The 13722-nt window shown below is 51.5% G+C and carries 9 protein-coding genes; 5 read left to right on the top strand and 4 right to left on the bottom strand.

Annotation, left to right across the window (positions count from 1 at the left end):
* Positions 1–9: 9 nt before the first annotated feature.
* Both RID21_RS25845 and RID21_RS25840 read right to left on the bottom strand, forming a co-directional pair.
* A complete protein-coding gene (locus tag RID21_RS25845) occupies positions 10–1491 on the bottom strand; it encodes an alkaline phosphatase D family protein (RefSeq protein WP_350193973.1) in 1482 nt (493 codons plus the stop codon).
* 94 nt (positions 1492–1585) lie between these two features.
* On the bottom strand, positions 1586–3319 hold the full coding sequence (locus RID21_RS25840; protein WP_350193971.1) for a hypothetical protein: 1734 nt from the start codon (positions 3317–3319) through the stop codon (positions 1586–1588).
* Between the two features lie 308 nt (positions 3320–3627).
* On the opposite strand from RID21_RS25840, the gene RID21_RS25835 reads away from it, so the two are divergent.
* The 3 genes from RID21_RS25835 to RID21_RS25825 all read left to right on the top strand — a co-directional run bounded on the left by RID21_RS25835 (position 3628) and on the right by RID21_RS25825 (position 7951).
* The gene (locus RID21_RS25835; protein WP_350193969.1) at positions 3628–4599 is read left to right on the top strand and encodes an amidohydrolase family protein; all 972 of its coding nucleotides are present in this window, start codon (positions 3628–3630) and stop codon (positions 4597–4599) included.
* Between the two features lie 53 nt (positions 4600–4652).
* On the top strand, positions 4653–5318 hold the full coding sequence (locus tag RID21_RS25830) for a CPBP family intramembrane glutamic endopeptidase (protein ID WP_350193967.1): 666 nt from the start codon (positions 4653–4655) through the stop codon (positions 5316–5318).
* A 926-nt stretch (positions 5319–6244) separates the two neighbouring features.
* Positions 6245–7951, top strand: a complete 1707-nt coding sequence (locus RID21_RS25825) for a glycosyltransferase family 2 protein (RefSeq protein WP_350193965.1) — start codon at positions 6245–6247, stop codon at positions 7949–7951.
* Positions 7952–8025: 74 nt separating this feature from the next.
* On the opposite strand, the gene RID21_RS25820 is transcribed toward RID21_RS25825, so the two are convergent.
* Both RID21_RS25820 and RID21_RS25815 read right to left on the bottom strand, forming a co-directional pair.
* Complete coding sequence (locus RID21_RS25820) at positions 8026–9384, bottom strand: alpha/beta hydrolase family protein (RefSeq protein WP_350193963.1); 1359 nt, start codon at positions 9382–9384, stop codon at positions 8026–8028.
* A gap of 135 nt (positions 9385–9519) precedes the next feature.
* Positions 9520–10182, bottom strand: coding sequence for a class I SAM-dependent methyltransferase (locus tag RID21_RS25815; RefSeq protein ID WP_350193961.1), 663 nt, complete (start codon positions 10180–10182; stop codon positions 9520–9522).
* A gap of 318 nt (positions 10183–10500) precedes the next feature.
* Between RID21_RS25815 and glgC the strand changes: the two genes are divergently transcribed.
* Positions 10501–11736 (top strand): glucose-1-phosphate adenylyltransferase, encoded by a 1236-nt coding sequence (gene glgC, locus RID21_RS25810; RefSeq protein WP_145189100.1) that lies wholly within the window; start codon positions 10501–10503, stop codon positions 11734–11736.
* 525 nt (positions 11737–12261) lie between these two features.
* On the top strand, positions 12262–13683 hold the full coding sequence (locus RID21_RS25805; protein WP_350193959.1) for an arylsulfatase: 1422 nt from the start codon (positions 12262–12264) through the stop codon (positions 13681–13683).
* The last annotated feature ends 39 nt before the right edge of the window (positions 13684–13722 follow it).

Genomic DNA, 13722 nt, shown 5'->3' with positions numbered 1-13722 from the left:
TACTCTTTGTCAGGGTTTCAGAGGCTGCGTTTTATCGACCTGGTGCAACAGCTTACCCTGCTCGTCATAAAACAGAAACTGGAGCAGGGCTTTTGAATCTTCCTTCTTCGGTGTCACTTTGACATACAGAAAACCACCCGAAGCCGGATTCGAAGTGTATGGCTGCTTGACCAGGCCTTCCGGGTCGGTCCCCTTTTTGTTTCCCGGGGCGACTCCCAGTCGCGAGTTGGCATCAACCAGTGCACCGGTGGAAAATTCTTCCACACCTGTCGGATGAATCGAATGATACTGCCAGTGACGGTCGCCGCACACGATGTAAAATCCGTTCTCGTCCAGCTTCTGATCTTTAATCCACTGAAAGAACGAATCGCGTTCATGGCGGAATCCATTGATGTTGGTGTGGTTATCAATTTTTCCTTTCCCATCGGGGCCGATCATTGGCGTAGGAGAAATCAGCACCTTGAACGTCGCGTCTGAATTCTGCAAAGTCTCCTGCAGCCAGGCACGCTGTTTCTTCCCCCAGATCGTTTTCTCCGGACCATCTTTGTCGCGGTTGTTGCTGCGATAGTCTCGATTTTCAGTGAACCAGACCTGCAGCAGCTTGCCCATACGATAGTTACGGTAAGTGATCGGATCACTCTCATCCGGATCCACGACTGGCACCTGTTCGCGAAAGGTCTCCAGTCCGAGTTCGACTCCCGGCTCACGCTTCTTCTTTGATAAGTCACAGTCGTTGTACCGAAAATCGTGGTCGTCCTTTTCCCAATAGGTCGGGACGTTTGCGAACAGATCGACATAGCGTGGTTGCACAAACTGTTCGTGCCATTTCTTTCTCAGCTCGGCAGGTGTCCTGGCGGGATTGTCGTAAGGGTGATCGTAGTAGACGTTATCCCCGGTGCCCACGAAAAAGTCTGGCCTGAGCTTGAGGATGCTGGCCAGTGCCGGAAATCCCAGGTCGCGATCTTTTCCTTTGTAAGCGGGACGCCCGGCAAGCCCTTTATAGAAGGCGCGATAATTCATTCCCGTCACGACCACAAAAGACATCTCGGCCAATGTTTCCGGGGCGGGGAGTGTCTGGAATGTGTTGACGGGGCCCGTTTCGGTGTTGTTCTCTGTTGCACCAAACTGCAGGCGATAAAAATAGCGGGTTCCCGGTTGGAGGCCTGTCACTTTTGTTTTCAGGATAAAGTCAGATTCGGGTTTGGCCGTCAGCCAGTCCGTATAACGCGAAATGGAAAAACTCTTGTCCGTCGAGATTTCAAATCGCCCCACACCCGCTCTGCCGGGAACATCGCCCGTTTCGTCCAGTTCAGGAGCCGTCAGTCGAGACTGCAGAATAACGGAACCGGAATCGACCTCTCCTGCCATCTCTCCCTGTTTATGATCCAGCTGCTGTCCGTATGCGGAAGTGCTTTGGTGATCATTCACCAGAAATACGAGCAGGCCAAGTAGAAACAGGCGTGGCGACATTACAGCGAGGCAGGCAGACATGGTGAGTTCTCCACTGATTCCAGGGTTACATTCCGATGCTGAGTTCAGCGTTGATAGTAACCGAAGTCGGGAGAGCCATTCAACTCTGCGTTGTTCAGGGGATCATCCAGGGAACAGGCAGATAATAGACAGGCGGCTGACAGGGGCAGTTGGGAGCCGTTACAGGAGCCGGCTGTGCTGGCGTGGGAGTAGCTGGCTTCGCGGGAGCAGCCGGTTGCTGTGGTGTTGCAGGTTTGGCCTCTGGTTGAGGAGCAGGAGCACTGACTTCCTGCTGCAAAGCGGCTTCGTCCAGCGAGCGGCCCTGCAGAACAAGTACGGCCTGCGAAGTGACCTGCCCGGTCTTGACTGCTTTCACTCGGGCACGCAACCGGCGTGATTCATTTCCTGCGAGCTGATCAATTTTGAAGGTCAACTGACGCCCCTGGTCGTGTGTGAGACCTTCGGGAAGATCCAGATTCAGACTCACATCCGCCTGAGACTGCTGTCCCTGATTCGTAATCAGAAAATCCATCGCGAATACTTCACCCGCGGTGACCGCTTCGGGACCATTAACCTGTAGGGCCAGTTCGGGGGCGGTAATTTCCGTGGCCGAAGTCACATTTGAGGCCAGGCGGATCGCAGAACTGGTCTGTACCTGACCTTCCTGATTCGGAAAGACTTTAACCTGCAGTTCCCGTTCTTCGCCGGCATCCAGTTGTGGCATTTTCCAGGTGACCAGATTCTGATTGACTTCAGCCGACGGTGAAAGATCTACCAGGCTCGCAGTTGGAGAAATCGTCTCTTCTACCTGCACATCATAAACGGGTGAGCTGCCTCCATTCTTAACCAGAATGGAATAAGTCAACAGTTTTTGAGAAGACCCTTCCTGAGGAGCCTGCTTACGGATTTCAATTTGGAGCTCTTCCTGTTGTCGCGGTGCAGTCACGCGTGTGAGGTGATCCAGTCGGCTCCGTTCCTGTGGTTGCTCGCGTCCGACCTGCACATGTTCTCCTCCCGGAAAACGTTCGTGGTACAAGGTGGGACGAATGGCGGGCTCGGACTGTTGATCCGCCCGGACGAGATCGATGCGCTGCCAGCTTCGATCAAACAGCAGCCGGTCGCCTGGCTCCAGTTGTTGTGGATTCGCTATCGCCGTTGGGTTCGCTTCTACCAGAAATGGTTCGTCAATCGCAGGATCGAGCATCTCGCGTTCGATGATCTGAATTCGTTGAACATTCATCGCCAGTTCAGGCGCAGCCGCTGGAGGCTCGGGAGGGATGTTGAAATCGGGCAGCGTAAATTCCGGCATTCTTTCCCGGGGGGCTGCGTGTTCTACCAGAGTGTTTGGCAATTCTCCAAAAGAGACCAGCAGCGGTTCACTCTCCATCAACTCCACCGGCAAAGCAGCATCCGGTTCGACTTCGAGGCGTGTGTCAATGGGCTCCGAGTCAAAGTCCTGGTAAGTGACCGTCGGTTCCAGAATAAAGGGGATCTCCGCTTCAGGAACTGCTGCCACAGGTTCTTTCGAAGGTGCGGGCATCGATAGAAAGAGCAGGGTGGTCAGAGTCAACGCCAGGACACCTAGTGCTGAGGCCACCGACCATTCCGGGTTGCTGTCGTATAATGATTTGGCTTTCTGCAGCCAGAGCGGAGCAAAGTCTTCGAACTTCAAGGAGAGGTCGTATTCGTCGGCATCGTCGTCGATTTCATGCGAATACCAGTCCGCTTCCTGAGCAGGCTCATCGGCGAGATCACTGTATTCCCCACTCTCGACCGCTTCCGTTTCCGCTTCAGACGTGAGTTCCTCACGCTGATTCCATTTCGAATTACGGTTTTCCGGCTGGGGCATCACAATCTCAAGTCCGTTGAATTTGCACGTTGCCAACCCTGGCAACAGGCTCCCATAAGATGCATAGTAAGATAGACAGTGCGTGAAAGTTAGCAAAAAGAGCCCTCTATGGGAAGTGCGTTTCCTGATTCGGCCCTTCAGAGCGACTGTCTGTGAAAATAGATAAGTCAAGCCGGGCTCGTTGTTCAAACGTGAGCCTTGGAGATTTGCTCCTCCGCAGGAATTCTGACTGGCCAGCGGTCCAAGTTCTGATATGCTGTTAAGAACGGCGTACAGACATCCAGATTCACCAGCCTCGAGGTACCCCCATGCAATCCATGAATCGTCGTCACTTCCTGAAATCGGCTTCGGCAGGCCTTGTCGCAGCTCAGACTGGTCTTAACTTTGCTGCTGCGGAGAAAACACAGGAATTACTGCCTCAGAAGGTTGTCGATACGCACACCCACTTCTACGATCCCAGCCGTCCCGAGGGAGTTCCCTGGCCCCCAAAGAATTCATCGCTCTACCGGACCGTCCTTCCTAAAGACTTCGTGGCGCTGAAGAAGTACCAGCCGGTCAATGCGACCGTCGTTGTGGAGGCCAGTAAACTGGTCGAAGACAACCAGTGGATCCTCGATGTGGCGAAAGACAATCCGGTGATTATCGGCTTCGTCGGACGTCTGACTCCCGGCGATCCCCAGTTTCGTCAGCAACTGAAACGGTTCGCTAAGAACCCGATCTACAAAGGCATCCGAGTGAATCATAATCTGGTCGAACCAGGACTCTCCCAACCCCGCTTCATCGACGATCTGAAATTCATGGCCGACAAGGGCCTGCAGGTCGATCTCAACGGCGGACCAGTCACCCTGGATGCGGCCCGCAAGGTCGCCCAACAGGTTCCCGACCTGAGTATCGTTGTTGATCACATCGGCAACGTTGTGATCAAAGGCGACGAAATCGATCCCGAATGGCGGCGTTACATGCAAGCACTGGCTGATCAGAAGCAGGTCTTCATCAAGGTCTCTGCCCTGGTGGAAGGTGCCTCGCGACATCGTCCGAATGATGTCCCCGCAGATGTGGACTATTACCGCCCGACGCTGGATGTCATCTGGAACCAGATTGGTGTCGACCGCATGATCTTCGGCAGTAACTGGCCTGTCTCAGAGCGGGCCGCCGACTATGTAACGCTACAGAAAATACTGGTCGATTATCTGCAGGACAAAGGGCAGGCAGCCCTCGATAAAGTCTTCTGGCAGAACTCCAAAGTCGCTTATCGCTGGGATAAATATCCGGGGGAATAACTCAGAAGCTATCATAAGCAGTCCTTGGAATCTTTCGAGTCAGTGAGGATCGCGTGCATTCAGCAATCGGAAGAGGGATAGAGCAGCAGTATTGCAAACAGAACTGGTCCCTGGGAATCGCTGTCTTTGCCGTCGGTCTCGACATGCTGTTGATTCACGGCAATTACGTTTATGACCGCTACCGTCTCTCATTGGCTCTGGTCGCGTTTGCTGCGCTGGTCTATCTGAATGAAGGAAATCTCAAATCATTGGGACTGCAGGGACGTCCTATACAGGGTTGGAGTATCTGGGTGAAAACGTCACTCAAGATCGGCGTTATTATCACAATCTGTATCGGTTTGGGATGGGGGCTCTGGTATCGAATGGGATACGAAATCCCCTTTCATTTTTTCGAACCTCAGCATTTTTTTCTACTCCTTCCCGGATCGTGTATTGAGGCGCCTCTTCAGGAAGAAACCATCTATAGATTTGTGGTCTGCGTCTCGTTAAACAGCCTGATTGGCGAACGGAAAACGATCGCTGTAAGTGGAATTCTATTCGGGTTACTACACATTATTTATGGGAATCCCAGCCCTGAAAATCTGCTGGGTGGTTTGTTTCTGGCCTGGGCGTTTCTCAAAAGTGAAACGATTCTGATTCCTCTGATATTACATAGCGTAGGTAACTTGCTCGTACTCCTCAGTCATTCTATTGCATGGTATTTACTGCTCTGGTTTTAGAATGAAGATTACGCAGGTCGTTGAGTACAAATCTCCATTTTTCAGCTGAACAGACTGATCTTGAACCCCCCTCTCCGAATCGTATTGTTGTGCAATTGTGCTTCGCGCGCGAGGCGGATGATGCGTGCACTGGAATCTGTTGAACCGGTTCGTCAGCAGCACCTGAATCGACGTCGATTTTTCCCGTTTTTCACCGGAACATCAGGCACATCTTCAAATTGTCTCCCTGATTTTCAAATCATTTCACAGCATATTCGGAGCACAATCAACTCATCTGACCGCAGCTTCAGCCTGGTTTCAAAACCATTGGAGAGTTTCTGCCCTTGACCCGTGCGCGCCCCTGAAGAAGATCATGCAATCATGAGAACCTTATCTCCAGCAGATCGCTTCTCTGAAATCCGAATGAGCTTTTCTGTCTCTGGGAGGGGATAGATTGATCTTCTGAAGTTATTTTTTGAGGCAAGTGGAGAGGCTTTCCAGATTTTACAACCGATGACTCAGGGGAAGAAGAACAGGTTACTGAAAGCATCAGACAGGAATGTTCGTATTTGTTCATTAGACGGTTTCCTCTGGCGACAGTTGTCTGATCTCCACTAAAGAGAATCGAGTATTCCGCATTTACCTAAGATACACCATGAAAATAAGTTGTATTGGCTAGAATTACTATAAGTAATAAATCTACAGACCTGTCTTTTATGTATGTGTAATGTTTCGCTGGTCGTGATAATCTGTCTTATATTTGGCTTAAAATGTTATCATTTGCTTTGCATGCAGGCTTTGGATCTTGGGCTTTACGTATCTTGATGTTTGGTCTATAAGTTTACCTGGAACCTCTCAGACTCCTCTCTGCCATCCCCGGGCATTTAAATCTCATCTCACATACCACCGCCATATAAGCCTTTCGAACTCATTTTCGATTTAGAAATATGGAATGGATTTCAGTGTCATCATCTCAAAACAGACTTAGTGCCTTTCCGCCAGATCCAGATCATAAGTCATATCCTGTTGAACTCAGCGTTGTTATTCCAACCTACAACAGGGCTGATCGACTTATGGACTTACTGAATTGCTGGCTGAAAGCAGATGCTGCGACCACTGTCGATTATGAAGTGATTTTTTGTGATGATGGTTCAGAAGATGAAACCATAAAGATCCTCAAGTCGTATCAAAACAGGCTGCCAATGCAGATTCTGGCCAATCCGCATGCAGGTCCTGCAAAAGCGAGAAACAGCGGGATTGAGGCAGCCAGGGGACGACGACTGCTCTTTCTCGGCGATGACATCTATCCAGGAACGGACCTCTTAAATCTACATGTCAGACTGGGGAAAGAATTCGGTGATCATGTTGCCATCCTGGGGCGAGTCGACTGGCATCCCGAACAGAAGCAGAATCATCTTCTGACTCATATTACTCAGATCGGGCACGAACAGTTTTGTTTTGACCAGATGTCCGAAAACAGTTTTGTCGACTACACCCACTTCTATACGTGCAACGTCAGTGTATCCAGCAAACTGCTGTCACTGGAACCGATCAACTTCGATACGCGGTTTTACAAAGTCAATTTTGAAGACACTGAACTGGCTTATCGACTGTCTTCACATGGGATGCAGGTTTTCTATGCTCCGGCAGCACACGCATTGCATTTTCATGAATATGAAGTGGAGGGCTTCTGCCGTCGACAGGAAACGGCGGGAGAAATGGCGACGGTCTTTGGTAAGTTGCATCCTGTATGGGATCAACTGTTGGGAATTTCTGATTTGAAACAGAATTACGATGTCTATCTGGAATTAAATGGATATCTTGACCAGCCTGTGAGGCAACTTTCCTTAATACACAGCAGTTGTCGCTTGTTAGAGAATAAATTGGAAAAGAATCCGGGTAATGCCAGGTTGCGGAAAATTCTCTCGCTGATTTATCTCCAGCTTTTCAAGTTCAAATTTGAAGAGGGGATTTTGGGGCAGACTGAAAATTACCACAGATTTACTGTCGAACAATTCCTCTATGAACGTTGCTTTCAGAATGAATATTACGAAAAGTTAAAGAGCCTGGTCGCTGAAGAACTGAGGGACGACCGCCGATCGAATTTGAAAGTTCTCATCCAATATTATCTTCGAATTCTAACTTACAGGTTTCATCGTGACGAAGATCTTCTGATGGCAAAGAATTTGATAAGTGACTCATTGCCTGATGCGACCCGTAACTCAATTGAGCACCCTGGTCTCAAGAAATTTGTTAAAGAGAAAACCTGGCAATATCTGCAACAGTTCTACATCCTGACAGAACTGCATCGTCAGGTACGCAAACTCTGTAATCAGGTTTTCAGACAGCAACAGAAGTCTACGATTCAGGTAAAGCCCGATGAATTACCGCAAGTCAATAGGCTTACGCGTATGAAGATTGTATTGAAACATGAACTTTCACCTGCTCTGAAACAGGATTATGAGAGGGAACTCGGTGTAACTATTGTATTTAACAGAAAAACTGCAGATGGATTTGAATATCATCTCGAAGGAATGACCGGCTCCCCAGCGGATTTAAACTCGGTGGAATTGGAGAGTATCCTGCGGTTTCAGGACCAGTCTGAACTGTCTCAAATCTTTGAGGATTCAATTCAACTGAAAAAAGGAGCCTGAAACCGGAAATGTAACTCGCGGCCTCAATGTGTTCATATCAGCCTCCGGGGTATGTGCCCTCAGAATCTCTAAGCTTACTCGGATTTCAGCCCTGCCGTGTTGACGGAAATCACTTCATACTGATGCGCCTGCCCTGGTTCAGCAGTTTTGTCCACGAACTGAAACTTCAGCAGCGGCAATACGGGAGTATCACCGTAGCTCATATTCTGAAACAGCGGGCGTCCGAAGCGATTCGTCGGTTTTTCGGGAACCTGACCGATGGTCTTTCCATCGCGTTGAACCAGAAATTGTTGCAGACCGCTTTCAAAATCCGTACCCGCGTTCCAGGTGATGGTACCGGTCTTTGAGTCGACTTTGACGTTGGTCGGTGCAGGCGGGGGTGTCTGATCTTCGACAGCACCGGTTTTCACAAAGTCGAGCCAGGCCAGCGCGACGGTTTGATTGGGCAACCAGACGGCGGTCGCCTTGTCTCCGGAATATTGATCAAAGGGAACCGGCGTCTCTTCGCTGTTCAGCGGTGCCAGCCAGCCCTGCTCAACATCCACTTTTTTCAGCGCCGATCCCACCTGGTCCGGGAGGCGCAGCTTGAGACAGGCGTCGAAGAAGGGAATCGCCAGGTAGCGTGAGTCCCCGGTTTCGTGTCCCGTACGAGGATCCGGGGCAAAGCCGATCGGAGCTCCTTTGGCACGATAGGCTTTGAACATCGCCAGACTGCCATCCCAGGCGCGACGGAACCGTTCGTGACCTTTCTCTTTGAAACCCGGATTGGCCATCATCGGAATCTGCATCGCTGCCTCGGGAATCGTGGGAGCCTCAATCTCACCTTTCGTCCAGTAACCAAAGGCGGTACCAGACTGGAACCAGATCGCGACAATTCGTTCGGGGTACTGCATCTGCATCAGGCTCGACCAGAATCCGCCCCCCGAATGGCCCCAGAGACACCACGGAGCCGTCGCAACTTCCGGATGACCGGAGAGCTCCGCCAGCTTCTTGAGCGAGTCGGTGAAGACCTGGCTGGACCCGTTCCGCGGGTCACACCACAGTCGGCAGTTCTGAGCCTGTACCTGGTGGAAGCTCGGCCCCAAAAGAGCACATCCGTTGCGGCGGGCCAGTTCCTGCCAGTGCAGGTCATGAGCAGCGGTGACGCTTCCCTTGCAAGACCCTTCACCGCAACCGTGCTGATGAACGATAATTCCGCGGACCTGCTTGAGTCCCTCGGGAATCCAGAGCGTATACGTCACGCCGATCTGCAGCTGTCCTTCAGCGGGATTCTCTGGTTGCTCGTAAGTGGTCGAATAATAGGGTGGATGGTAGGACGCCTCGACCCGCGGTAATTCCAGTGGCTCCTGTTTCTCTTCAGCGAGCCCCGATTGAACAGAGCTGACGACAAAACAGAACAGGGCAAATGCCGAAGTGTAAGCGCGTGATTTCATGTTGAGGTTCCAGTCTGCAAGGCGTGAGTTTAACTTACGGGCGGGGCGTATTGGGTTAGACTGATATCTTACGAAATACGTACCCGCATCGCCAGTAAAAACACCCTGCAGCGGGAACAGCCCACCCCCGCTCTATCAGGCTGGGGAAACGCCCACCAGGACTGCAACCGGCATGGTCCAGATTTCGAGGTTGTTCTCTTCCTTGATCTCAAAGCCGGATTCTTTCAGATACCCGATGGCATCAATCGGCTGGCAGTCCACGATATGCGGGAAGTGCTGGTGCATCCATTTGTAGGTTTTCTCGAGGATACTGTCTTTTTCCCCTGCCTGGGTCAGAGCCATTGAGACCACGCCCAGGCGTCCTCCCGGTTTCAGGACCCTGCGGATTTCCTGCAGCACCTCCGGAATAGTCACCAGCGGAAACAGTTCCAGGGTAAAGCTCATGCTGACCGCATCGAAGGTGTTGTCTTCGAAAGGCAGCGGAGGCGTATTGGCGACCGACAGTTTGACCCGATCGGCCAGACCTGCCTCGGCTACGCGTTTTTCCGAGACTTTCTGCATGCCGTCGGAGATATCCACCCCGCAGACCTGGCCACTCTCTCCGACTGCTTCTGCCAAAGCGACCAGCGAATGTCCGGTGCCGTACCCGATTTCCAGCACTGTCTCTCCTTCTGAAACAGCCAGGGCTGCCAACCCTTTTTCACGCGCCACATGCTCGTTGGAATCGGCGAGCGCGTCATAAGAATGGCTGATGCGATCATAGAAGGACTTGGTGAGTTTTTCGTCAGTGGTGCTCATGGATGCATTCTCCGCAATCTGGAAGGTGAGAGTCGAACACGCGAAATTATAAATCGATCGATTCCGGGAGAGAAGCCGCAAGCGTTAATTCTGTCTGAAGTTCATCAAGTTGCCATTCCGAATTGTGCGGTGTTTCAACCAGACACTCTGTCATGGTGAAACTTCCTGAAGAAAAATGAACTTCTGCAAAACAGAGTTTTTTAGAATTCCTTTCATGCGCAGAGGATGATACAACATAGGCTGAGTCATCATCAAAATCATTTTGATGGAACGAAGGTGTCTTCGCTTAACCTTGTTCCATATTCAGGAGGAATAGCTATGCGGAACGTCCTGGCATTGATACTGGCAGGAGGCAAGGGATCGCGCCTTGAGCCTCTCACCCGGGATCGGGCGAAACCTGCGGTACCGTTCGGAGGCGGTTACCGGATTATCGATTTTACCCTTTCCAACTGTATCAACAGTGGACTGCGGCGGGTTCTGATTCTGACTCAGTACAAGGCTGCCAGTCTCGATCGTCATATCAACCTGGGCTGGCGATTCCTCTGCCGGGAGTTGAATGAGTTCATCGATGTCCTGCCTCCCCAGCAGCGAATTGACGAACAGTGGTACCAGGGAACCGCTGACGCCGTCTATCAGAATATCTATACCATCGAACGTGCCCGCTCTGATTACATTCTGATTCTCTCCGGCGATCACATTTATAAAATGGATTACTCAAAACTGATCAACGATCACCGTGAATCAGGGGCCGAAGTCACTATCGGGTGTATTCCCGTGGACCGCACCGAAGCAACCCAGTTCGGCGTCATGGGCGTCGATGATGACATGCGGGTCGTCAAGTTCGAAGAAAAACCCGCTTCACCTGCCCCGATGCCGACTCATCCGGATAAGAGTCTGGCTTCGATGGGGATTTATGTCTTCAACACCAATTTCCTGTTCGAACGCCTCTGCTACGATGCCACTCAGCTCGACAGCGCGCACGATTTTGGTAAGAACATCATTCCCTCGATTATTGATGACCACCTGATCCGTGCCTATCCCTTCCAGGATAAGAACACAGGCGACGGCTATTACTGGCGGGATGTGGGAACCATTGACGCTTACTACGAAGCCAATATGGACCTGATTTCCGTGCATCCGCAGCTGAATCTGTACGATAACACCTGGCCGATTCGCTCGTACCAGGCACCCGATCCACCACCGAAATTCGTCTTCGCCCAGAGCGAAGGTTCCAAGCCCCGCGTCGGGCAGGCGGTCGACAGTATGGTCTGTCCGGGGTCGATCATTTCCGGTGGTCGCGTGAGCCAGTCGATCATCTCCTCCAATGTCCGCGTCAACAGCTGGGCCGAGGTCGATAATTCGATTCTCTTCTCCGGCGTGAACGTCGGGCGACATGCCAAGATCCGGAATGCGATCATCGATAAAGGGGTTTCGATCCCCAAAGGCTGCGAGATCGGCTATGACCTGGAGCAGGATAAAAAACGGGGCTTTACCGTTTCTGAATCCGGCATCGTCGTAATCGGCAAGATGGATGGTTTCCCCGAAGAGGGTTGAAACTGATCCGGAACGAATGCAAAAAACAAAAGGCCCGTCTCGTGAGTTTCTCAACGAGACGGGCCTTTGCGCATAAAAATTCCCGGAAGCAGTAGCCCAGGGGGGGAAGGACATGCACCACTTCCGGGAGGCGATTGTTCGCCTTAAATTTTCATCCTGTTATTCACGGTCTGGCAGGTATCAGTCTGGAGTGACTTCAAAAAAGATCGATGCCTCAGCGTCCGTGCCTCGGGCATTCGATCTTTCCGTTGAGTGAATGAAATCACTCAACGAACACCGGTATTTGCTTGAAGGTTGAAACAGAGAATGATAACTGTCATTCTGAGGTGTGATAGTAACAGGAATTGTCTTCTCGAAATTGATTTCATTAACTTGAACGTTAATGGTGCGGGGAGAATAGAAGGTACCCTCGAATCGGTCAAGACCAATTCAAAGCGTTTTTTCAATTTGAGTTTTCAAAACATTTAACACATGTAAATCTTTCAAAAACAAACCAAATCCATACATTCGAAAGGGAATGGCATAATGCTTCGACGTTGTTTCTTACTACTGGCTGTCCTCAGCTGTCTGGACCTGTCTCAACCGACAGACAGCCGCGCTGCGGACGCGCAGAAACCCAACATCATTTTCATCATGGCCGATGATCTCGGGTATGCAGAACTCGGTTGTTACGGTCAGACTAAAATCAAAACACCTCACATCGATCAGCTGGCAGCTGACGGCATGAAGTTTACTCAGGCCTACGCCGGCAGCATGGTCTGCCAGCCTTCGCGAAGTGTGCTAATGACCGGTCAGCATACCGGGCACACCGCGGTCCGCGCCAATGATCTGAATCAGCTGCTCTACGAAGAAGACAAGACCGTTGCCGAAGTATTGAAATCAGCCGGCTACGCCACCGGCTGTTTCGGCAAGTGGGGACTCGGCTATGAAGGCACCCCCGGCCGACCGACACAGCAGGGCTTCGATCAGTTTACCGGTCAGCTCCTGCAGGTGCATGCCCACTTTTACTATCCTTACTGGATCTGGCGGAATGACGACAAGGTGATGCTCCCCGAGAACGAAAACGGCGGGCGGGGCACATACATTCATGACCTGATTCACGAAGACGCCAAGTCATTCATCCGCAAAAACAAGGATCAACCCTTCTTCGCTTACCTGCCTTACATTCTGCCTCACGTGGAGCTGGTGGTGCCCGAGGAATCCGAGCGCCCCTACCAGGGAAAATTCCCCAAGCAGGACATTCCGGATCCGCGTCCCGGTTACATCGGTTCTGAAGATGGCCTGACCACCTTCGCTGGCATGGTCTCTCGACTGGATGATCATGTGGGTGAAATTGTCACCCTGTTGGAGCAGCTGGGCATCCGCGATAACACACTGCTGATTTTCACTTCCGACAATGGAGGGCAGGGGGGCAACTGGAAAGAGATGACCGATTTCTTTGACGGCAATGCACCCCTCAAAGGCCATAAGGGAACCATGTATGAAGGCGGCCTGCGGGTGCCCTTTATCGCCAGTTGGCCCGGTAAGATTGCCCCGGGGACCACTTCCGAACTGCAGATCGGTTTCTGGGATATCCTGCCAACGTTCGCGCAGGTCGCAGGCACTAAAGTTCCCGACGGAGTCGACATTGACGGCATCTCCTTTGTGCCGACGCTGCTCGGGAAGGGAACTCAGAAAAAACATGATTACCTTTACTGGGAATACACCAAAGGTACGATTCGTTCCCGGGCACTGCGGATGGGAGACTGGAAGGCAGTACAGAACCGGATGAACCGGCCGATTGAACTCTACAATCTGAACCAGGATATCGGCGAGACGAAGAATCTGGCTGAGCAGCATCCGGAGAAAGTCAAACAGATGACGAAAGTCATGCAGCAGGCTCACACGGAACCCCGCGACTTTCCGCAGACCCTCAAGCCGGTTGGCATCAAAGGCTATGTGAAATAAGCGAAAGCCCACTCCAAAAAAAAACGCGGCCCTGTTGGG

Origin of the sequence: Gimesia sp., assembly GCF_040219335.1 — a bacterium.
GTDB lineage: Bacteria > Planctomycetota > Planctomycetia > Planctomycetales > Planctomycetaceae > Gimesia.
This window is presented reverse-complemented; position numbering and strand designations above follow the sequence as displayed.

What these genes read in the sequence shown, in the direction of transcription:
- RID21_RS25820 (WP_350193963.1), bottom strand. Translation starts at nt 9,384, where the DNA reads ATGAAATCACGCGCTTACACTTCGGCATTTGCCCTGTTCTGTTTTGTC.
- RID21_RS25805 (WP_350193959.1), top strand. Translation starts at nt 12,262, where the DNA reads ATGCTTCGACGTTGTTTCTTACTACTGGCTGTCCTCAGCTGTCTGGAC.
- RID21_RS25815 (WP_350193961.1), bottom strand. Translation starts at nt 10,182, where the DNA reads ATGAGCACCACTGACGAAAAACTCACCAAGTCCTTCTATGATCGCATC.
- RID21_RS25845 (WP_350193973.1), bottom strand. Translation starts at nt 1,491, where the DNA reads ATGTCTGCCTGCCTCGCTGTAATGTCGCCACGCCTGTTTCTACTTGGC.
- RID21_RS25835 (WP_350193969.1), top strand. Translation starts at nt 3,628, where the DNA reads ATGCAATCCATGAATCGTCGTCACTTCCTGAAATCGGCTTCGGCAGGC.
- RID21_RS25840 (WP_350193971.1), bottom strand. Translation starts at nt 3,319, where the DNA reads ATGCCCCAGCCGGAAAACCGTAATTCGAAATGGAATCAGCGTGAGGAA.
- glgC (WP_145189100.1), top strand. Translation starts at nt 10,501, where the DNA reads ATGCGGAACGTCCTGGCATTGATACTGGCAGGAGGCAAGGGATCGCGC.
- RID21_RS25825 (WP_350193965.1), top strand. Translation starts at nt 6,245, where the DNA reads ATGGAATGGATTTCAGTGTCATCATCTCAAAACAGACTTAGTGCCTTT.